Origin of the sequence: Lentzea sp. NPDC003310 (assembly GCF_040610935.1) — a bacterium.
Lineage (GTDB): Bacteria > Actinomycetota > Actinomycetes > Mycobacteriales > Pseudonocardiaceae > Lentzea.
The window spans coordinates 52811-73481 of the sequence record NZ_JBEXNC010000029.1 but is presented as its reverse complement, the minus strand read 5'-3'; the positions used below and the strand labels follow the sequence as shown (position 1 = coordinate 73481).

Here is a 20671-nt window from a genome sequence, read left to right as displayed (position 1 = left end):
GCACGGCGACCGGTGAGTGCCCGCGGTCCCGCGCGATCCGGGACCTTCGTCCCCGGCCTACCAGGCCATGCCCAGCCCGACCGCCACGACCACGGGCGCGAGCCACGCGGCGAGCCGCAGCGCGAACCGCAGTCCGCCGGCAACCGCGGCGAGCACGAGCTTCACCACGGTGTTCGTGGCCAGCGCGGCCCCGCACGCGAGCACAGCAACGTGCACCGGAATGGATTGAGGCGCAAGGGATGCTGCCGCGATCGCCGCGGCGTGCGCGTCGGCCAGCCCGCCCAGCGCTCCGGCGGCCACCACTCCCCCGCCGCCCAGCCAGTCCGCCGCGGCGCGCGTGAGGACCAGGAACAGCACCAAGACCGCGGCGAGGGACAAAGCCGCTTTGAGCGACATCGGTCTGCTCACCGCAGGTTCGTCGCTCTCGGCTTCGGCGGGTTTCGTGCGCCACACGAGCCAGGTCACCTCAGCCAGCAGCACCACCGCACCTGCTCCGACCGCGGGCAGCAGTCTCAGCGCGACCGGCGGGCTCGCGATGGCGGTCACCGCGACGATCTGGGCGAGCGTGGCGAGGTTGACCGCGACCGCGCCGGGAAGCACCGCGGCACCGACGGTTCGATACCTGCGGGCCATCACCGCAGTCGTGGCCGACCCCGACACGAAGCCGCCGGCGATCCCGGTGACCAGCAGGCCCCAGCGTTCACCGAACGCCCGCGCGGCGACGTATCCGGCCCAGCCGATCACGGTGACCGCGATGACCAGCCACCACACGCGGGCGGGGTTCAGGACTCCGTACGGGCCGAGCGGCCGATTGGGCAGCAGAGGCAGCACCACGAAAGCGACGACGAACAGGATCATCGCGTCCCGCACGTCCTGATCGCTCACCACCTTGCGCGCGAACCGGTGCAACGGCCGTTTGGCGGCGAGAAGCGCCGCGGCGGCGACTCCGACCGGCACCGCGAGTTCGGGACGGTGCCACGCCAGCGCGCCGAGCAGGAACGTGGCGATGGCCGCGATCTCCGTGGTGGCACCTGGTTCGGAGGTGCGCATGTACCAGGCGATGACGAGCGCGCCGACGGCGGCGAGCGCCACGCCCAGCGCGATCGGCGAGAGCGCCGCGCTGACTGCCCCGGCCAAGGCGATCAGCGGGAAGGTCCGTGAACCGGCCGGTCTGGTCGAGTTGTGCGCGTTGTCGTGCTCACGCTCCACCCCGAGCAACAGGCCGATCGCGAGCGCCGTCGCGAGGTGGCCGAGTGCGACAGCGGTGTCCACGGCTCAGCCCGTGTGGAGGCGCGCGGCCTCGTCCTCTGCCGAGACGACGTGCGTGTCCGGGCCCGGGAACACCAGCGCCTCGTGCTCGGTGTCGAGCCAACGCACCACGTAGGGCGGCGCTCCGTCCTCGTGTCTGACCTCGGCGATCAGTCCGCGCCGTCCGCCGGGTTCGACCAGCCAGTCGCCTGCCTTCGCCTTCATCGCGTCCTCCGTCCGATCCGTGCGACCGAGAGTTCGCTTCGCGCACACGTGGCAGCAGTGCGGTTGGGCTCGTCCGGCTCGTGACGTTGGGCCCTGCCCGCGCACGAGACGGCGACGGACGCTGTTCGTGGTGAGAGGAGCGGTCATGAGGACACCTGTGATCCTGGTCGGCGTCGACGGCTCGGCGGAATCGAGCGCGGCGCTGCGGTGGGCGATGGAAGAGGCAGCGCACCGCAACGCCAGGGTGGAGGCGTTGTTCGCCTATCAACGGGAGCCGGTCGTCGTGCCGGCCGTGCCGATGGGCCTCAACCCCTACGGCGAGATGCCGCAGCGGCACCCGGCACGCGAGCTGCACAACGCTGTCCAGGAAGTGCGCGCCACCATGCTGAACGCACCTGACGTCACCGAGTGCGTCGTCGTGGGCGATGCGGCCGACCGCCTGACGGAGGCGTCGACGCACGCAGCCCTGCTGGTGCTCGGTACCCGAGGACGGGGAGCCGTCCGCGAATTCCTTTCCCACGGCGTCGCAGCGAATTGTCTGCGCCATGCCGGATGCCCAGTGGTGGTCATTCCTCCGACCGCGAAGCGCTAGCCGAGCCTGCGAACAAGCCGAGGGAATCGATTCCACACCAGTAGGCCTCACCGACACGCAGGCGAACAACACCCTGTAACAATCGCGCTGATCGACACGACGAAGACGCGGCGGACACAATCGCCCCTGTCTGCGACGAACGGTCGTTCAGCGACCCGCGACCGAGACCGCAGGTCGCATAGGATCAGTTACTCTGCGCAACTTCGCAGCAATTCATCAGCTGGGAATGGCCACTTTCTGTCCAATAAACGACGTCGACAAGGTTGTCATCGCGAGCCGACAACAAAGTGGACAACGCTTGTCGCCAGCCATTTGCGGAATCGCTCCAGCGGTCACCGAGTTCAGCCCTACCGTTCACTGCTCACCACTCGGCGCAAGACGTCGGCCACTCAAGGTCTGACGCGTGTCGGAGGCGGACTTGGTACGTGTGGCGTGTCACCCTTGGATCACGGCCAAGGCGAACATGCCCTGGACGTGCGAACGCGACCCCCTGTTGGAGCAGGAGGCCGCGTGAAGTTCCACCGGCAAGAACCTGGCCTCAGAAACCAGAACAAGTCGGGAGAACGCGCGCCGAGTCTAGGGCTTCACAGGCGCGCAGGACCAGTCACGATCGTGTGACGTGCGCGTCCAAACGGGCGACGTCACCAGTTGTCCACATCGGACCGTCACAGGCCTGCCGCACGGACTGTCCGGCTGCGCGCGTTCCCCCGCGCAGCCCTATTCAGTCCGACGACACGCGTCCGTCTTTCGCGCGTCGTCCAGGTACGACAGGAAGTTCCTACTTTGGCAAGGGCACTCCCAACGGGGGCGGCGACGGTCTACCGCCTCCCGAACACGCACGAGAACCTCGGCGAGTACCTCAAGAAGGTCGAGGGCGTCGACGTGACGCACCAGGGCGAGCTTGTGATCGCCGGGACTCGCACCTACGTGATCGCCGGCGTGCGCAGCAGCGGCGAGCCGAACTGGGTACGCCACCTCACCGGGGTGACGGACCTCGAGCTGAGCCTCGCGGGCAGCTCTCCGTTCGGACTCATCGTCGTCGAGATCGACGACGAGTGGGTCTGCGCCGTCACGTGGGGCGCGTCGAGCAGGTTCATGCTCGACGAGCTGCTGCTCGACGACGACTTCGGCCTGAACTTCGGGATCAGGCGGATCGATCCGGACAAGGTCCGCGTGATCCGGAGCAACCTGCTCGACGTGTCCGCCCGCGGCATGGAGGTCTCGTTCCCGTCTGGGAGCTCGCTGTCCGGCTTCCCGCTCGAGCCCGCGGGTGAGCTCGTTACCGGTGTCGAGGGGCCGGCCGATCTGTCCGGCCTGACCTACGACACCGCCAGAGACGGCAGGACCTGGAACATCAGGGCGGGCCGAGCGCTGAACATCCAACTCGGCCGCACGCCCGAGACGTTCATCGCCGACCTGCGCAAGATCAGCGCGATCGTCGACGAGGACGTTGCCGGTGCACCTCTCCGCCACATCGTGGAGATCCGTCCGGTCAACCCCAACGACCCGGTGATGCCGGATCTGGAGAACCGGTTCGCCGCAGCACTCGGCGGCGACGACCAGTTCGGGCCGCTGGGCGTCTGCTGGCCGTCCTCGGCCATCAGGGAGATCGGCCAGGCTCAGTCGTTCGCGTCGAGCCGGGTCGGCCCGGCCGCCGCGCGGGTGCTGGAGCCGGGATTCGAGATCCAGGAACTGGTCGAGCCGTTCGTGAACGTCGACCCGTCACGTCGGCTCGAAGTGCTGCGCAAGGCAGGACTGGCACCATGCGAGGGCGAACTCGGCGCGGAGCCGCTCACCCGCCCGATCTCCATGATCAAGTGGGTGGCCTTCCAGACCGTGGTGGAGGGCAAGACCTACGCCCTGCACCAGGGAAAGTGGTACGAGATCGGCGAGGGCGCGGTCGCACGCGTCAAGGAGCAGGTCCGCGCACTCCTGGAGAACAAGAGCTCGCTCACGTTCCCGGTGTGGGTGCCGACCGGCGAGCGGGACGACGAGCACCGCTTCGCCGAGAAGGTGGCGAAGCAGTCCGGCTACCTGTGCATGGACCGCGGCCTCGCCTACACCCCGATGCACCTGCGAGGCTTCGAGATCTGCGACATCTTCGGTCCCGGTGACGAGATCGTGCACATCAAGTGGCTCGGTCGCGCGACTGCGGCGAGCCACCTGTACACGCAGGCACAGGTGTCGGCGTGGGCGCAGTACTTCGAACCGCAGGCCATGCAGCAGTTGCGGGACAAGGTCCGTGTGCTCGACAGCACGCGGGACGTCGCAGAGCGGCCGACGGTCGTCGTGCTGGCCATCGCCGGCCGGTCCTGGGACGTCGACACCCTGTTCACGCTTTCCCAGGTGAGCCTGCTGCGGCTGAGCCACGAGCTGCGCAACCTCGGCATCGAGCTGCAGTTCGCCGACATCCCCTTCATCGCGAAGACGAAGGGGAAGTCGGCCGGCAACGCGGCCTAGTCGGGCCGCACGATCGCCAACGGGCACGGCGCGTTGTAGACGAGCGCCTGACTCGTCGAGCCGAGCAGCATGCCGGCGAAACCGCCGTGCCCGTGGCTGCCCACCACCAGGAGCTGTGCCTCAGCCCCGTACCGCATCAACGCGCGCACAGGCCGGTCACGCACGACCACCTGGTGCACCTGCACGTCCGGGTACTTCTCCTGCCACCCGGCCAGCCGCTGCGCGAGCAACCTGCGCTCGTCGGCCTCCACCTGGCCCCAGTCCACCGTGAACCTCGACGCCGAGTAGGCGCTCTCCACCATGAAGTCCTGCCAGCACATCACGACGGTGAGTTGCGCGTCGCGCATCGACGCGGTCTCGAAGGCGAACGCGAGCGCGGCCTCGCTCGTCGGCGACCCGTCCACCCCGACGACGACCGGCCCACCGGGCACGGCGACCCCACGTACCACGACCACCGGGCTCTTGCCGTGTGCCGCGAGAGCCAGGGCCGACGAGCCGACGAGCATTCCCGTCACCGTGCCGAGGCCCTGCGAGCCGACCACGACCAGGCGGGCCGCCTTGGACTCCTCGATCAGCAGCGCGGACGCACCACAGCAGGCGATCGCGGTCGTCACCTCGACGTCCGGAGCGGCTGCCCGCACGGCCGCGGCCGCCTCGTCCAGCTTGTCACGGCCCAGGCTCTCGATCGCGTTGCGGATCTCGTTGCCGGTGAGGATGACCTCGGGGTAGCCGCGCGTCGGCAACGAGTAGGCGTGCACGAGTCGTAGCGGCACCTTGTGCCGGGAGCACTCCTGTGCGGCCCAGCTGACGGCGGACAGGGCCGAGGCGGAGCCGTCGACACCGACCACGATCGGGGCGGATGGGGCCTTCATCGTTGTCCTCCCACGAGAATTCGGGTGTTCAGCACTCCGGGAACGGCGTCGGCCAGCGCGGTCAGGACCCGTTCGGTGTCCTCGTCCGTGCTGTCCGCACCGATCACGGCTTCGCCGTCATGGACCGTGACCGTCCACTTGCGACCGCCGCCGTAGGCGTCGAGCACGCGCTGGACGTCGGCCATCACCGTCGTGTCGGTCCTGGCGATGGCGCGCACCAGATCGCGGCGGGTCACCACTCCGATCACGGTCGAGCCGTCCACGATCGGGACGCAGCGCCGCTGGTCGTCGACCATCACGCGGGCGAGCATCTCGGCCGGTGCGGCCGCGTCCATGGCGACGGCGGGTGTGGTCATCACGTCGGCCACCGCGGTGCCGCCGTCTTCCAGGTATCCGCCGCGCACCAGGTCGGCCTCGGTGACGATGCCGATGAGCTGCTTTTCGTCGTCGACCACGGGGAGCGCGGTGAACCCGTGCGAGACCATCAGCGCGGCCGCGCCCTTGAGCGGTACGGCCGGCGTCACGGTGATCACCGGGCTGGTCATGATGTCGCGAGCTCGCATGGCGGAACTCCTCTCCGAGGTCAACGCTAGGAATCGGCCCGGCTGGAGGACGCTGTCGTTGGTCCCGTGTCGACCGGGCCCTTGGCACCGACGATCGCCAGCGCCTGGGGGAATCCGGCGAGCTCGTGCCGTTCGATCAAGCCCGCCCGCCATTCAGGGCGGTGCACCAGATGCACCACCGGTCGAACCGCCACGCCCGCGCTCCGCCCCGCGAGGACCGCGGCCTGCAGCGCCGCACCACCTCGAACGTGGTCCGGGCGGCGGTCGTCGGTCGTGAGCACGACGAGTTCGTGCTCGTTCAGGGCGCGCAGCTCCGTGCCGGCCCAATGGCTCGCCCATCCCAACGCGTGCGCGTCACCCTCACCGGTCCCTTCCGCCATCCGGATCGCGCGGTGCTGATCGAGGTCGTGCCGGCCAGGCGGCTCACGGTGGTCAGCACGCACAACGGCGAGCAGGTCAGGGCTTGCCCGGTCGGCCGGGAACACGACGTGCGGGTGCCACCCCGCGTGCCGGACCGCGAGCACGACGTGTTCCAGGGCGGCACCGCACGAGAGCAACCGGTCGAAACCGAGCGGGTCCTGCCTCGACCGGCGCCCCGTCTCGAAGAGGTAGACCGACTGGTTGTGCAGTTCCAACACCCATGGCTGGGCCGCGCAGTACACAGGCGCGAGCCGTGCCGCTTCGACGATCTCCGATGCCTCTGCCGGGTTCCAACGCATACCTCGACGATTCCGCCGCACCACGCCGCGCGGACAGGGCGGACCTGCCCGGCCTCAACGGGCACTTGGACTCTCCGCACAACCGCAGGTCTCGAAGAACCTGGAGGCAACTATCAGGGAGGCGATGACGGTGTACGGGTACTACGGCACTCCGATGGGCTGGGGCGGATTCGTGATGATGGCGCTGACCATGCTGCTGTTCTGGGGCGGCGCGGTCGCCCTCGTCGTCGTGCTGCTGCGCAAGGCGCCGCACGGCGGCTCGGCGACCCGCATACTGCAGGAGCGGCTGGCCAGGGGCGAGATCGACACCGAGGAGTTCGACCGAGTCCGGAAGACCCTGAATTCCGCGTGACAGGGTCTTTGGTCCCTGTGTACCGCCGCCTGGCCGAGAGATCGTGATCCCGGAACGATCGAAGAGAGGTGGTTGCGGTGGTGTCGCGAGTCTTCCTGGTGGACGACCACGAGGTCGTCAGGATCGGGATCAGGGAACTGCTCAGCGCCTCCCCCGACCTCGAAGTCGTGGGAGAGGCCTCCTCGGTCACCGAGGCGCTCACGATGGTTCCAGCGACCAGTCCGGACGTCGCCGTGCTCGACGTGCGACTGCCCGACGGCAACGGCATCGAACTGTGCCGCGAACTGCGCTCACGCATGCCCGAACTGAACGTCCTCATGCTGACCTCGTTCACCGACGACGAGGCGTTGTTCGACGCGATCATGGCCGGGGCGTCCGGGTTCGTGCTCAAGCGGATCCTCGGCACCGACCTGACCACAGCGGTCAAAACCGTCGCGGCGGGACAGTCCCTTCTGGACGCTCGCTCCACCGCAGCGCTGCTCAACCGGATCCGCCGCGAACGCGAGCAGGGCGATCCGGTCCGCGCGCTCACCGAGCAGGAACGGACCGTGTTCGACTACATCGGCGACGGCCTGACGAACCGGCAGATCGCGGACAAGATGTTCCTCGCGGAGAAGACCGTGAAGAACTACGTCTCCCACCTGCTCGCCAAGCTAGGCCTCGAACGCCGCACCCAGGCCGCCGTGCTGGCCTCCCAGCTGCGCAAGCCCACCCACGACAACGAGACCGGCTGACACCTAGTCGAGCGGGACCCGCCACGTCACACGCGTGCCGCCTCCGGGCTCGTCGGCGACAGCGAGCGTGCCGTTCAGAGCTGCGGCGCGCTGCTCGAGGTTGCGCAGACCGCTGCGAGCGACGTCGGGAGGCATGCCCAGGCCGTTGTCGACCATCGTGATGATCAACGCGTCTCCCGCCTCGACGGTCAGCGTCAGCTCCGTCGCACGCGCGTGGCGCAACGCGTTCGTGACGGTCTCGCGCACCACCGCTTCGGCGTGCTCGCCGATGTAGTCGGGCACCAGGCTGTCGATCGTGCCCGACATCCGGATCGCGGGGCTCAGCTCGGCGCCCTCGGTGATCTCGGCGACGATGTTGAGCAGGCGGCGCCGCAGCCCGGTGTCGCTGGAGTCCGCCTGCAGGTCGAAGATCGAGGTGCGGATCTCCAGCACGGTCTGGTCGAGCTGGTTGACGGCCCGCGTCACGCGGTTGCGGGCTTCCGGGTGGGTCACCCACGTCAACGCGCCCTGCAGGCTCATGCCGGTCGCGAACAGCCGCTGGATCACGTGATCGTGCAGGTCGCGGGCGATGCGATCGCGGTCTTCCAGCACGTCGACCAGGCGTTTCGCGCTCTGGTTCTCGGCGAACTCGATCGCGACCACGGCCTGGTCCGCGAACGAGGCGAGCAGCGGCATCAGATCCGCCCCGAAGCCAGCACTGTCCTTGTCCCGGACGGCGACCAGCAGGCCCGTCACGGTGGTCCCGGCTCTCAGCGGCAGCACCACCGCGGCGCCGGTCTGCACCGGCAGGTCGCCGAGCCGGTCGGTCGCGTCCTCGATCAACGCCGGTGCGGCCGTCTCCAGCACCTGCGCGAGAACAGGAGCGTCAGCCGCGAACGCATCGGGGATGGTCTCGTTTCCGGCGAATGCGGCCCTGCGGAGATCGTCGCCATCGCGCAGCAGCACCACCGCCCACGAAGCCGACGCGAGCTCGACGGCGCGCTGCACGATCAGCCGCAGCGCTTCGTCCGCGGTGGCGCCGCCGAGGAGCTGCGCGTTGATCTCCGCAGTGGCCTCGAGCCAGCGTTCCCGCATCCGTGAGCGTTCGAACAGCCTGGCGTTCTCCACCGCGACGCCGGCCGCCGCGGCCAGCGCCTCCAGCACCACCTCGTCGTCCGCGGTGAAGTCACCGCCACCGACCTTCTCGGTCATGTAGAGGTTGCCGAACACCTCGTCGCGCACCCGCACGGGAACGCCGAGGAAGCTGTGCATCGGCGGGTGGTTGGCTGGGAAACCGACAGAGGCAGGGTGCTCCGCGAGGTCGTGCAGACGGATCGCCCGCGGGTCCTTGATCAGCAGGCCCAGCAGTCCCTTGCCCTCCGGCAGATGGCCCATGTGCGACCGGGTCTCGGGGTCGATGCCGACGTAGACGAACTGCGAGAGGTTGTGCCGCGAACCGAGCACGCCCAGCGCGCCGTAGCGGGCACCGACCAGTTCGACCGCTGCCTGCACGATGCGCTGCAGCGTGGAGTCCAACTCGAGGCCCGCGCCGACCGCGAGCACCGCGTCGAGCAGGCTCTGCATCTTGTCCCTGGTCGACCCGATCTCGGCGAGCCGGTCGCGCATCTCGTCGAGCAGCTCGTCCAGCCGCAACCCGCCGAGCAGGCTGCGGGACGGTCCCTCCTGCGGCTCCACCATGGATCAAGCTTTCCACGTGATCGAGGGCGCGCCAACCGGTCCCGGTCAGGTCAGGACCTTCGACAGTGGGATCACCCGGCTGCCTCACAGACAGTGAGAACTCACACGTTCCACCAGGCAACACGACGGGATGAAGGACATGGCAGAAGTGGCGGCGGCGCTGGGGCTGGGGCCCGAACAGATCGAGGACGCCCTCAGAGCCGCCTCGCTCGCTCCGTCCGTGCACAACACCCAACCTTGGCGATTCCGCGTTCAGCGAGACCGGATCGAGTTGCACGCGGACCCGGCTCGCAGGCTGGCGGCGACCGATCCGGAGGACCGCGAACTGCGGCTGTCGTGCGGTGCCGCCCTGTTCAACCTGCGGCTGGCCCTGCAGAGCATGGGCGTGCGCCCGCTGGTGTCGATGCTGCCCGGCCACGACGCGCCCGGCGCACTCGCCGTGGTGCGCCGAGGAGGCACGCTCAAGATCGACGACGAACATCGTGCTCTCCTTGCCGCCATACCTCACCGCCGCACCAACCGCCGGCCTTTCCTCGACGCGGATCTCGACGCTCGCCAGCGACACGCGTTGGTGCGCGCGGCCGAGCTGGAACGCTCCTGGCTGCACGTCATCACGACGCCGGAGGAGCGCGCCCAGCTCAAGCGGTTCGTCAAGCAGGCACATGAGATCCAGCTCGACGACGAAGCCGTGCAGGCCGAGCTCGCCGCCTTCACCGGTCATCGGCCGGACGCCGCCGACGGCGTGCCGGCCGGGTCAGCGGGCGTGCGCCCGGAGATGCAGGACGAGTGGGTGTTCCGCGACTTCCAGGGTCCCGAACGCCACCCCGGCAAGGACTACGAGTCCGACCCCCTGGTCGTGGTGCTCTGCTCGTTCTACGACGGACCTCTCGGCGACCTCCAGGCAGGACAGGCGTTGCAGCGAGTTCTGCTCACCGCGACCACCTTCGGTTTGTCCGCGTCGTTCATGTCGCAGCCGATCGAGGTCAAGCGGGTACGTGAGGACCTGCGGCGGGCGCTCGGTGGCTCGCTCGTCCCTCAAACCGTGCTGCGCGTGGGCTTCAGCACGCCGGTGCCGGCCACCCCACGACGTGCCGTCGCCGAGCTGCTGTTCGACCACGACGAGCACGCGCCCTGCTAGCGGCCGTCTCGCACCGCTGGCATGGTCACGATCCAGAGGTGGAGACCGCACGAGCGGTCTCCACCTCTTCCCGTTCACACCAGGACCCGCTCACCATCCCCCGGCACCACGGCCGTCCAGCCTTGCTCGGCCTCCAACCGGTCCGCCAAGACCGCTGCACTCTCCGGTTCACCGTGCACGACATACGTCGTTGTCGGGGTGGGTCCACTCGTCACCCAACCGAGCAGTTCGTCGGCATCGGCGTGCGCACTGAACGCGTCCAGCACCTGCACCTCCGCCCGGACCGGCACGTACCGGCCGTGGATCTTGATCTCCCGGGCGCCCTCGGCCAGGCGGCGGGCTCGCGTGCCGGCCGCCGCGTACCCGACGACCAGGACGGTGTGCCGGTTGTTCGGCAACATCGCCTTCAGGTGGTGCAGCACGCGGCCACCCGTGGCCATACCGGACGCCGAGATGATGATTGAAGGTTGTTTCGGATCGTTGACCTGCATGGACTGGGTAGCCGTGTGCAGCTCGGCCAGGTGCCCGGGGTCGAACGCGTCCTCCCCGTTCACCAACTCGGGGCGGATCTCCGGCCAGCTCTTCGCGACCGCCTGGCGGTAGACCCGCAGTGACGCCAACGCCATCGGGCTGTCGACGAAGACGGGCAGGTCCGGAATCTCACCCGCCCGCGCCAGCCTCGTCAGCTCGACCAGGACCACCTCGGTGCGGTCGACCGCGAAGGCCGGGATCAGCACGCTGCCGCCTCGTGCCGCGGTGCGCCGGATCGTCTCGGCAAACAGCGCGGTCGCTGCGGCGTCGTCGTGGGCTCGATCGCCGTACGTCGACTCGATCAGCAACGCGTCACAGGCGGGCCGAGGCTGCGGTGGACGCAGGACCCGGTGTGCGGGCCTGCCCATGTCACCGCTGACGACGACGCTGCGGTTTCCCAGTGTCAGGTGCGCCCACGCCGAGCCGAGGATGTGGCCGGCGCGGCCGAATTCGAGATCGACCCCTGCGGCGATGGACCTCCGCGCCTCGAAGTCGATCGGCCGGAACAGCTTCACCGCACGTTCGGCGTCGTCGGAGTCGTACAGCGGCAGAGCAGGGCTGTGCTTCGACCAGCCGACCTCGTTGGCCTGGCGGGCCTCCTCGACCATCAGGTGCGCGCTGTCGGCCAGCACGATCGCGGCCAGGTCCGCAGTGCCTTCCGTGGTGAACACCGGTCCTCGCCAGCCGTGCCGCACCAGCACCGGCAGGTAGCCGCAGTGGTCGAGGTGAGCGTGGGTGAGCACGACCGCGTCGAGCCGGTCGAGGTCCAGCGGCGGTGGCCGCCAGTTCCGTCGGCGCAGGGGCGCGAGTCCCTGGAACAGACCGCAGTCCACCAAGACCTGGGACTTACCGGTGTCGAACAGGTACTTGCTGCCGGTCACCGTGCCGGCGCCCCCGAGAAAAGTCAGCGTGCTCATGGGTCAGCCCTCCTCGTGCCGATGGAACACACGGTGCTTCCCCGGTCCGTTCGTCCCACAGCGGCGCGCGACCTCGCGGCACCGGGACCTTCGTCCCGCACAGGTGGTCACCCTTCGCTCTGGGCGCTACGAGCGCGCCACGCCACCGTGAAGACATGGAACCTGTCGTGGTGATCGCGGACGGCTCACCCTGGAGCCCGGAAGCCGTGGAGTGGGCCACCGCTCACGCCGATCTCGTGGCCGCCCCTGTGGTGGCGCGCTGGGCGGACGACCACTTCCCCGCCCAACTGGTCGTGCTCGGGCACCAAGACCGGGTGAGTTCTTCTCTAGGCCTCGGCAAGCACGTTCTCTCCGTTGTCGGCGCGGCTGGTTGTGACGCGGTGGTGGTGCGTGGAACGGCTGCCGCACGCCTCGGAACGCACCGCCGCGTCACGGCGCTCGTCAGCGGTGGTCCGGACGATGCGGTCGTCCTCACCGCCGCGGCCAGGTTCGCCCGGCTGCGCGGCGCCGTCCTGCGCGTCCTGCACGCGGTCCCGTTGCCCGTGGTACGCGCGGACCAAGACGAGGACCGCGGCTGGGTGCTCGACCGGGCGGCAGAACTTCTCGGTGGGTTCCCGCACAGCGCCGTGCTCGTGCGCCGCCAACCGCACGAGGCCATCAGCCGTTGCCTGGACACCGATCTGATCGTCGTGGGCCCCGGTGAGACGCGGACGTGCGGCTCGGTCACCAAGGCCGCGCTGCACCACGCCCCGTGTCCCGTGCTCGTCCCGCACCGGCCCGATCAGGAGGATCGCCGTGACGCCCCTTCCGTTCCCGCTCCTCGCCGACCAGTTCGCACCCCGGCCTGACTTCGGCAGGACCGACCACGTCGTCGTGAACGCCGATCCGATGACCGCCTACCAGGCCGTGCACGAACTGGATCTGACCGATCTGCACGGATTTCTCGTCACCACCGCCATCGGCCTGCGCGAGTTGCCCGAGCGGTGGCGCGAGCGGCACCGCCGCACTCCCCGCACGCCGACCCGGATGACGATCGACGACCTGGCGAACGGCACCGACTGGGTCGTGCTCGGCGAGCAACCCGGCCAGGAACTCGTCGTCGGTGCGATCGGCAAGGTCTGGCGACCGGTAGTCAGGTGGCGAGCGGTCGACGCGCGGGACTTCCAAGACTTCGCGGAGCCCGGTTACGCCAAGGTCGTCTGCTCCCTCTCGACCCTCCCCTACGGTCAGCGCCGCACGCTCGTCACCGCCGAGACGCGGGTGGTGCTCACCGACCCGCGGGCCTGGCTGAGCTTCCGCCGCTACTGGCGCGTCAGCACCCCGTTCGTCGGGATCATCAGCCGCGCGGTCCTGCGCACCGTCAAGCACTCGGCGGAGACGGGTGAACCGCGATGAACGTCGTGAGCACGCATGGGCTTTCCAAGACCTACGGCAAGACCACCGCACTGCGCGACCTCGACCTGGAGGTCCGGTGCGGCGAGGTCTTCGGCCTGCTCGGACCCAACGGCGCCGGCAAGACGACGACCCTCCGGTTGCTGATCGACGTCATCAGGCCGACGCGCGGAAGCTTCACGCTGTTCGGCGAATACATGTCGCCCCGGTTGCGCGGCCGGATCGGCTACCTGCCGGGCGACCTGGTGCTCTACGACCGGCTGACTGGCGCCGACTACCTGCGCTTTTGCGGAGCTTTGAGGCATCACCCCGAACTCGGCGAGGCGACCAGGCTCGCCAAGCGCCTGGACCTCGACCTCGACCGGCCCGCGGGCGAGTTGTCCAAGGGCAACCGCCAGAAGCTCGGCATCGTCCAGGCCTTCGGGCACCGGCCGGACCTGGTGATCCTCGACGAGCCCGCGAGCGGCCTCGATCCGTTGGCACAACGCGAGTTCCACGCTTACCTGCGGGAGTACGTCGACGGCGGCGGGACCGTGCTGTTCTCCTCGCACGTGCTGTCTGAGGTCGAGCAGGTCGCCGACCGGGTCGGGATCCTGCTGGCCGGCAGCCTGGTCGTGCAGGACACGGTGTCCTCGTTGAAGGCCAACGCGTTGCGGGAGCTCACCTTCACGTTCGGCGAGGAGGTAGCGGCCGCGACGTTCAGCGGAATCGCCGGCGTCCGGGAAGTGGTGCAGACGGGCGCCACCGAGGTGCGCTGCCGGGTGGCCGGGCCGGTGGGCGAACTCGTCCGGACGGCGGCGCGCTTCTCGCTGCTCAACGTCGTCAGCCACGATCCCGATCTCGAGGACATCTTCGTGCACTACACCGAGGAGCGCGGCGATGGCGACTGAACTGGTGACCAAGTCGTTGCGGGACAACCGCGGCAGCACCATCGGGTGGTGTGCCGTCCTCGTCGCGAGCGTCCTGCTGCAGCTGGCGGTGTACCCGGCGGTGCGCGACGCCGCCGGAGAGCTGGACACGCTGCTCGACTCCTACCCGGAGTCGTTCAAGGCGCTCTTCAACGTCCAGCAGTCGCTGTCCAGCGGCGTCGGCTACCTGCAGGGCGAGGTGTTCGGCTTCCTCGCGCCGCTCGTGCTGCTCGGGCTCGTCATCGGCCAGGCCGCCAGGGCCACAGCCGGTGAGGAGAAGGCGCACACGATGGACCTGCTCATCCTCAACCCCGTGTCGCGCAAGCGGTTGCTGCTGGACAAGGCCGCTGCCGTGCTCCTGTCGCTGGCGGCTGTTTCGGCTGCTCTCGGCCTCGTTCTCGTGGTGGGCAGCAGCGTCGCCGGCCTGAACGTTCCATGGCTCCACCTGGTACTCGCCGTTCTCGCGAGCACCGTGGTGGCGTTGCCGTTCGGTGCACTGGCGTTGCTCGTCGGCGCTCTGACCGGCAGGCCCGGGCTCGCCGTCGCCGTTCCGGTCGGGGTCGCCCTGCTGACGTACCTCCTCAACGCCCTGTCCGCGCTTTCGGAGGGGCTGCGGTCGTGGCGGCAGCTCTCGCCGTTCCACCACGCGGCTGTCAACGACGCGCTGAACGGGCATTCGAACTGGCTGGGCTTGGTGGAGCTGGTCGTGCTCGCCGCGGTGCTGACGGGGTTCGGGGTGATGGCGTTCGAACGGCGAGATGTCAGAGCGTGAACCTGCTGTAGCGAGACGCGTTCGATCGAACGCGATGAGTCGTGCTCGACGGGCAGAGGCGATGTTCTTCGCGCGACGCTGACTCTGAGCAACACGGGCAACACGACGCTCACGAATCTGGCAGGCAAGTGCGACGGCGCCGACGTGGGAGAGCTGATGCCGGGAGGCCCCGGCGTCGTACTACGGTCTGGTGAGACCCGCGCCTTTCCAGTGACGCGACAGCCGGTCTCCGACTGGGAGACGTCCTACGGGTACATCTCCATGTACTGCTCGGTCGGCGGGCCTTACCCGTTCAACAGCATCGACGGGATCACCGCACTGGCACGAAGCGCCGGTCCCGTGGCTTCACGCGTGGACGCCACACTGGTGAAGTTCAGGTACAAGCCTCTGATGGGCCTCCCATCCGGCGATCCCTTGCCGGGCGTCAAGATCTACCTGCGCGATCGACTCGACCACGACGTCATCGTCGCCAGCGACGTCTCCGGTGAGAACGGCCGGCTCACGTTCCACAACCTGCGTCCAGGGCTGTACAGGGTCGGCGTGGTCGGGTCCAGCCGGATCCCACGGCTCCACCTCCTCCTGGCACGCCTGATCAGGTGCTGGCCGCGACGGGCGCGGACGTGGCGTGGCTGGCTTTGGGTGGTCTGCTGAGCCTGGTCGCGGGTGCCGCCCTGCTACTGCGAGCGCGCATCGTCCGGTGACAGATGGACGTCCGCACGAACCTCTACCCCGATCCCTCGCGACCGCGAGGGACCGAAGCGCCGGTACCAGAGAGCCCTTCGTCACTGGGACAACGGCGCGCAGGCGCCCACGATAGGAGAACGGCGCGGGAGTTCAAGTCGACTGTGGACAGTGCTCCTCCGTGTCCGGCGCCAGGAAGCAACAACCACCGCGCGAGGTGAGCGACCATGACCGTTCCGATGACAGAGTTCGACGCCCTCCCGTTGTTCACGAACCTGTCGCACACACAACGCGCGGCGATCGCGGGCGTCAGCCGGATCAGGACGTACGAGTCGGGAGCGCGCCTGTTCGACGAGGGCGGACTTGCCGACCAATGCTGGATCGTGCTGAGCGGCTGCGTCATGGTGGACGCCGCAACCCAGCCACGTGGACGGATGGGCCTGCAGAGCATCGGCCCCGGTGAACTGGTCGGGTGGTCCTGGCTCGTGCAGCCCTACCGCTGGCACTTCGGCGCCACCGTCGTCTCTCCCACGCGCGCAGCGGTGATCGACACGGAGGCGTTGCGGCAGCTCGCCGAAGAGGACCCGGCTCTGGGCTACCAGCTGTCGCTGATCCTCATCGAGGCACTCCTGAACCGCTTGCGGGCCACCAGGCTCCGGCTGCTCGACCTCCACCAGGACACCTGCTGAGCTGGTGGAGGTCGAGCGCGGATCCGGTCAGTTGTGCATCTTGAGCAAGCGGGTGTGCAACTGGTCGTGCACGGCGTCGACCGCTTCCTCGAACGTGGGGGCCTCGGCCTTACCGATCACCGGTGTGCCGTTGACGTCCAGGTTGACGTGCACCGAGATCGTGCGGGGGCCCGTCGTGGTGAGGCGCACCCGAGCGAACTCGGTCGGCTCCGGCGCGTACCGGGCCAAGGTGACGATCTTGTCGTGCGCGTACTGCCTGGCGTCCTCCGCGATGCGTTCGCCGAGTTCGACGACGACGTTGCCGATCTCCGTCGCGCCTGCGTGCTTCATCTGAACCTCCATCGACGTGATACCCGCACTCTCGCCATCTCGGCGAGACGCGGACAGGTCCGAAAGAGCCGCGACGGCCGGGACCTGGGTCCCTGGTCCTGGATCCGTTCAGACAGCACCGTTGAAGGCACATCGAGCTGAGGAGTACGTCATGTCCCACGCCGGTCTGGAGCTGGTCGACGCGTACTGGCGAGCCGCCAACTACCTGTCGGCGGGCCAGATCTACCTGATGGACAACGCCCTGCTGGCCGAGCCACTCGCCCCCGAGCACATCAAACCGCGCCTGCTCGGGCACTGGGGAACGACACCGGGCCTGAACTTCCTCTACGCCCACCTCAACCGGATCATCCGGGAACGCGACCTGGACGTGCTGTTCGTGACCGGACCGGGACACGGCGGCCCCGCGCTGCTCGCGAACACGTGGCTCGAGGGCACTTACAGCGAGACCTACCCCGACGTGCCGCCGAACGGCGACGGGATGCGGTCGCTGTTCCGGCAGTTCTCCTTCCCCGGCGGTGTGCCGAGCCATGTGGCGCCGGAGGTGCCGGGGTCGATCCACGAGGGCGGCGAACTGGGCTACTCGCTCGCGCACGCGTTCGGTGCGGCGTTCGACAACCCCGGTCTGATCGTGGCGTGCGTGGTCGGCGACGGCGAGGCGGAGACCGGGCCGCTCGCGACCAGCTGGCACGCCGGCAAGTTCCTCAACCCGCGGCGGGACGGCGCGGTGCTGCCGATCCTGCACCTCAACGGGTACAAGATCGCGAACCCCAGCCTGCTGTCCCGCATCCCGCACGACGAACTGGACGCGCTGCTGCGCGGCTACGGCTACGCGCCGTTCTACGTCGAGGGCGACGAGCCGAAGGCGATGCACGCCCGCATGGCCGAGGTGCTGGACCAGGTCGTGGACGAGATCCGCCGCATCCAGGAGTCCGAGGACCGGCCCCGGTGGCCGATGATCGTGCTGCGCAGTCCCAAGGGCTGGACCGGACCGTCCGAAGTGGACGGCAAGCCGGTCGAGAACACCTGGCGTTCGCACCAGGTCCCCCTCGCCGGAGTGCGCACCACGCCGGAACACCTGCGCCAGCTGGAGTCCTGGCTGCGCGGCTACCGGCCGGAGGAGCTGTTCGACGACAACGGAGCTCCACGGCCCGAACTGGCCGCCCTGGTGCCGGACGGTGCCCGCCGGATGGGTGCGACACCTCATGCCAACGGCGGACTGCTGTTGCGCGAGTTGAGGATGCCCGGGATCCGCGCGCACGCCGCCGAGGTCGTCAAGCACGGCACCACGCACTCCGAGCCGACCAGGGTGCTCGGCCGCATGCTGCGCGACGTCGTGTCCCTGAACGCCGACGCCCGCTCGTTCCGGATCTTCGGCCCCGACGAGACCGCGTCCAACCGGCTCGACGCCGTCTACGACGTGACCGGCAAGCAGTGGCAGGCCGAGACGTTGCCGGTGGACGAGCACCTGGTCCACGACGGCCGCGTGGTGGAGGTGCTGTCCGAGCACCTGTGCCAGGGAATGCTGGAGGGCTACCTGCTCACCGGCCGGCACGGGCTGTTCAACTGCTACGAGGCGTTCATCCACATCGTCGACTCGATGTTCAACCAGCACGCCAAGTGGCTCAAGACGCACAAGAAGCTGGAGTGGCGCAGGCCGATCGCGTCGCTCAACTACCTGCTCAGCTCACACGTGTGGCGGCAGGACCACAACGGATTCTCCCACCAGGACCCCGGTTTCATCGACCACGTCATGAACAAGAAGGCCGAGGTCGTCCGCGTCTACCTGCCGCCGGACACCAACACCCTGCTCTCCGTCGCCGACCACTGCCTGCGCAGCAAGGACTACGTCAACGTCATCGTCGCCGGCAAGAACGAGACGCCGGACTGGCTCGACGTCGACGAGGCGGTCCTGCACTGCACGCGCGGCGCCGGGATCTGGGAGTGGGCGAGCACCGACGACGGCATCGAGGAGCCGGAGGTGGTGCTAGCGTGCGCCGGCGACGCGCCCACCGTCGAGGTGCTCGCCGCGGCCAAGCTGCTGCGCGAGCACCTGCCGTCGCTGCGGGTCCGCGTGGTCAACGTCGTGGACCTGATGCGCCTGCAGCCCGACACCGAGCACCCGCACGGCATGCCCGACCGCGAGTTCGACGCGCTGTTCACCGCCGACAAGCCGGTGATCTTCGCCTACCACGGCTACCCGTGGCTCATCCACCGCCTGACCTACCGCCGCACCAACCACCACAACCTCCACGTCCGCGGCTACAAGGAGGAAGGCACCACCACGACCCCGTTCGACATGCTCGTGCTCAACGACATGGACCGATACCGGCTCGTGATCGACGTCATCGACCGCGTGCCGGGACTCGGTCCCAAGGCGGCCCGGCTGCGCCAGCTCATGCAGGACCAGCGCGCCCGGCACCACGCCTGGATCCGCGAGCACGGCGAGGACCTGCCCGAGATCCGCGACTGGACGTGGCAGTGAACGGCAAAGGCACCGTGCTCGTGGTGAACGCGGGCTCGTCGAGCCTGAAGCTTTCGGTGCTCGGCGAGGACGACTCCGTCCTCGCCGAGCACCACGTCGAGCGCTGGGAGGCGGAACCCGGTCCGTTGCAGGAGTTCCTGGCCCACGCGCCCGCGATCGACGCCGTCGGTCACCGCGTGGTGCACGGTGGTTCCGAGTTCACCAGGCCGACTGTGATCGACGCACACGTGCGGGCGGCGCTCGAACGCCTCACCCCGCTGGCTCCGTTGCACCAGCCGCGGGCGTTGGCCGGCATCGACGCGGCGCTTGAGGCGCTGCCCGGCGTGCCACAGGTGGCTTGTTTCGACACCGCGTTCCACGCCACGATGCCCGCACACACCACCACGTACGCACTTCCCTTGGCATGGCGGCAAAAGTGGGGTTTGCGGCGCTTTGGCTTCCACGGGCTGTCGCACGCCTACGCCTCGCGTCGAGCCGCTGAGCTCGCCGGCATGCCCGACGCGCGCGTGGTCAGCTGTCACCTGGGCGCGGGCGCCTCGCTCGCCGCCGTTCAGCGTGGCCGCTGCGTCGACACCACCATGGGCTTCACTCCCCTGGCGGGCCTGGTGATGGCCACGCGCAGTGGTGACGTCGATCCCGGCATGCTGGTGTGGCTGCTGCACGCCGGTCTCCCGCTCGACGAACTGGAAGCAGGCCTGGAACACCAGTCCGGCCTCGCCGGTCTCAGCGGCACCAGTGGCGACATGAGGGACGTGCGCCGGGCCGCGGAAGCGGGCGACGAACAAGCCGTGCTGGCGCTGGAGGTGTACGTGCACCGGCTGTGCCAGTCCATCGCCGCCATGACCGCCTCGCTGGGCGGGGTGGACCTGCTCGTGTTCACCGGCGGAGTCGGCGAACACGATGCCCAACTGCGCGACGAGGTGGTCGGGAAGCTGGCCTACCTGCACGAACTCGACGTGTTCGTGGTCGAGGCGCGCGAAGACCTGGAGATCGCAGCTCAGACGCGCGCCGTCATGAGGCTGCACAGAGGACACGACGCAGAGGAGGTCTTGTGAAGGTCGACGAACTGATCACGAAGACGAAGGACTCGCTGCAGGCCAAAATGGTCTACGCCGAGCCGTACGAGAAGGACGGGATCACGGTGATCGCCGCGGCCACCCTCGCGGGCGGCGCGGGCGGCGGAACCGGGAGGGACGAGAAGGGCCAGGAAGGTGAGGGCGGCGGGTTCGGACTCACCGCCAAGCCGACCGGCGCCTACGTCATCAAGGACGGCAAGGTCCGCTGGGAGCCCGCGGTCGACGTGAACCGGTTGATCGCCACCGCCGGTGCGGTCGCCGTCGCGGCGCTGCTCGTGGCGCTGCGCATCGTCAAGGCGCGACGTGGATGAGC

22 protein-coding genes are annotated in these 20671 nt (G+C 69.0%); 14 read left to right on the top strand and 8 right to left on the bottom strand.

Annotated features, from left to right (window positions below; translation table 11 throughout):
• Nucleotides 1–57: 57 nt before the first annotated feature.
• Nucleotides 58–1272, bottom strand: a complete 1215-nt coding sequence (locus ABZX02_RS41015; RefSeq protein WP_355307042.1) for a DUF4010 domain-containing protein — start codon at nt 1270–1272, stop codon at nt 58–60.
• A 3-nt stretch (nt 1273–1275) separates the two neighbouring features.
• Complete coding sequence (locus ABZX02_RS41010; protein ID WP_355307040.1) at nt 1276–1473, bottom strand: DUF1918 domain-containing protein; 198 nt, start codon at nt 1471–1473, stop codon at nt 1276–1278.
• A 145-nt stretch (nt 1474–1618) separates the two neighbouring features.
• On the opposite strand from ABZX02_RS41010, the gene ABZX02_RS41005 reads away from it, so the two are divergent.
• Complete coding sequence (locus ABZX02_RS41005; RefSeq protein ID WP_355307039.1) at nt 1619–2065, top strand: universal stress protein; 447 nt, start codon at nt 1619–1621, stop codon at nt 2063–2065.
• Nucleotides 2066–2848: 783 nt separating this feature from the next.
• The gene (locus tag ABZX02_RS41000; RefSeq protein WP_355307037.1) at nt 2849–4525 is read left to right on the top strand and encodes a TIGR04141 family sporadically distributed protein; all 1677 of its coding nucleotides are present in this window, start codon (nt 2849–2851) and stop codon (nt 4523–4525) included.
• Here ABZX02_RS41000 and ABZX02_RS40995 read toward each other — a convergent pair.
• The 3 genes from ABZX02_RS40995 to ABZX02_RS40985 are packed head-to-tail and all read right to left on the bottom strand — an operon-like array spanning nt 4522 to nt 6679.
• Nucleotides 4522–5397, bottom strand: a complete 876-nt coding sequence (locus ABZX02_RS40995) for a universal stress protein (protein ID WP_355307035.1) — start codon at nt 5395–5397, stop codon at nt 4522–4524. The genes ABZX02_RS41000 and ABZX02_RS40995 overlap by 4 nt on opposite strands.
• Nucleotides 5394–5960 (bottom strand): CBS domain-containing protein, encoded by a 567-nt coding sequence (locus ABZX02_RS40990; RefSeq protein ID WP_355307033.1) that lies wholly within the window; start codon nt 5958–5960, stop codon nt 5394–5396. Before ABZX02_RS40990 ends, ABZX02_RS40995 begins: the two co-directional genes overlap by 4 nt.
• Nucleotides 5961–5986: 26 nt before the next feature.
• Nucleotides 5987–6679, bottom strand: coding sequence for a hypothetical protein (locus ABZX02_RS40985; RefSeq protein WP_355307031.1), 693 nt, complete (start codon nt 6677–6679; stop codon nt 5987–5989).
• Between the two features lie 124 nt (nt 6680–6803).
• On the opposite strand from ABZX02_RS40985, the gene ABZX02_RS40980 reads away from it, so the two are divergent.
• Together ABZX02_RS40980 and ABZX02_RS40975 are read left to right on the top strand one after the other, a co-directional pair.
• On the top strand, nt 6804–7031 hold the full coding sequence (locus ABZX02_RS40980) for an SHOCT domain-containing protein (protein WP_355307030.1): 228 nt from the start codon (nt 6804–6806) through the stop codon (nt 7029–7031).
• A 77-nt stretch (nt 7032–7108) separates the two neighbouring features.
• Nucleotides 7109–7765, top strand: coding sequence for a response regulator transcription factor (locus tag ABZX02_RS40975; protein ID WP_355307029.1), 657 nt, complete (start codon nt 7109–7111; stop codon nt 7763–7765).
• A 3-nt stretch (nt 7766–7768) separates the two neighbouring features.
• Here the strand turns inward: ABZX02_RS40975 and ABZX02_RS40970 are convergent, their stop codons facing one another.
• On the bottom strand, nt 7769–9442 hold the full coding sequence (locus ABZX02_RS40970; RefSeq protein ID WP_355307027.1) for a GAF domain-containing protein: 1674 nt from the start codon (nt 9440–9442) through the stop codon (nt 7769–7771).
• Nucleotides 9443–9581: 139 nt separating this feature from the next.
• Here ABZX02_RS40970 and ABZX02_RS40965 point away from each other — a divergent pair, with 139 nt between their 5' ends.
• A complete protein-coding gene (locus tag ABZX02_RS40965) occupies nt 9582–10580 on the top strand; it encodes a nitroreductase family protein (protein WP_355307025.1) in 999 nt (332 codons plus the stop codon).
• 74 nt (nt 10581–10654) lie between these two features.
• Here the strand turns inward: ABZX02_RS40965 and ABZX02_RS40960 are convergent, their stop codons facing one another.
• A complete protein-coding gene (locus tag ABZX02_RS40960) occupies nt 10655–12028 on the bottom strand; it encodes an MBL fold metallo-hydrolase (RefSeq protein WP_355307023.1) in 1374 nt (457 codons plus the stop codon).
• Nucleotides 12029–12183: 155 nt separating this feature from the next.
• Here ABZX02_RS40960 and ABZX02_RS40955 point away from each other — a divergent pair, with 155 nt between their 5' ends.
• The 6 genes from ABZX02_RS40955 to ABZX02_RS40930 all read left to right on the top strand — a co-directional run bounded on the left by ABZX02_RS40955 (nt 12184) and on the right by ABZX02_RS40930 (nt 16470).
• On the top strand, nt 12184–12876 hold the full coding sequence (locus ABZX02_RS40955) for a universal stress protein (RefSeq protein WP_355307021.1): 693 nt from the start codon (nt 12184–12186) through the stop codon (nt 12874–12876).
• Complete coding sequence (locus ABZX02_RS40950; RefSeq protein ID WP_355307019.1) at nt 12824–13423, top strand: hypothetical protein; 600 nt, start codon at nt 12824–12826, stop codon at nt 13421–13423. The genes ABZX02_RS40955 and ABZX02_RS40950 overlap by 53 nt, the downstream gene beginning before the upstream one ends.
• Nucleotides 13420–14310: an ABC transporter ATP-binding protein gene (locus tag ABZX02_RS40945; protein ID WP_355307018.1), complete on the top strand. Its 891-nt coding sequence runs from the start codon at nt 13420–13422 to the stop codon at nt 14308–14310. The genes ABZX02_RS40950 and ABZX02_RS40945 overlap by 4 nt, the downstream gene beginning before the upstream one ends.
• Nucleotides 14300–15100, top strand: coding sequence for an ABC transporter permease subunit (locus ABZX02_RS40940; protein WP_355307016.1), 801 nt, complete (start codon nt 14300–14302; stop codon nt 15098–15100). Before ABZX02_RS40945 ends, ABZX02_RS40940 begins: the two co-directional genes overlap by 11 nt.
• Before the next feature lie 210 nt (nt 15101–15310).
• The gene (locus ABZX02_RS40935; RefSeq protein WP_355307014.1) at nt 15311–15751 is read left to right on the top strand and encodes a prealbumin-like fold domain-containing protein; all 441 of its coding nucleotides are present in this window, start codon (nt 15311–15313) and stop codon (nt 15749–15751) included.
• Between the two features lie 257 nt (nt 15752–16008).
• Entirely contained in the window at nt 16009–16470 is a 462-nt protein-coding gene (locus tag ABZX02_RS40930; RefSeq protein WP_355307012.1) for a cyclic nucleotide-binding domain-containing protein, read from the top strand.
• A 27-nt stretch (nt 16471–16497) separates the two neighbouring features.
• Here ABZX02_RS40930 and ABZX02_RS40925 read toward each other — a convergent pair whose 3' ends face one another.
• A complete protein-coding gene (locus ABZX02_RS40925; RefSeq protein ID WP_355307010.1) occupies nt 16498–16800 on the bottom strand; it encodes an HPF/RaiA family ribosome-associated protein in 303 nt (100 codons plus the stop codon).
• A 151-nt stretch (nt 16801–16951) separates the two neighbouring features.
• On the opposite strand from ABZX02_RS40925, the gene ABZX02_RS40920 reads away from it, so the two are divergent.
• The 3 genes from ABZX02_RS40920 to ABZX02_RS40910 are packed head-to-tail and all read left to right on the top strand — an operon-like array spanning nt 16952 to nt 20669.
• Complete coding sequence (locus ABZX02_RS40920) at nt 16952–19282, top strand: phosphoketolase family protein (protein ID WP_355307009.1); 2331 nt, start codon at nt 16952–16954, stop codon at nt 19280–19282.
• Nucleotides 19279–20337, top strand: a complete 1059-nt coding sequence (locus ABZX02_RS40915; RefSeq protein ID WP_355307007.1) for an acetate/propionate family kinase — start codon at nt 19279–19281, stop codon at nt 20335–20337. The genes ABZX02_RS40920 and ABZX02_RS40915 overlap by 4 nt, the downstream gene beginning before the upstream one ends.
• Nucleotides 20334–20669, top strand: a complete 336-nt coding sequence (locus ABZX02_RS40910; protein ID WP_355307005.1) for a spore germination protein GerW family protein — start codon at nt 20334–20336, stop codon at nt 20667–20669. The genes ABZX02_RS40915 and ABZX02_RS40910 overlap by 4 nt, the downstream gene beginning before the upstream one ends.
• Nucleotides 20670–20671 lie beyond the last annotated feature (2 nt).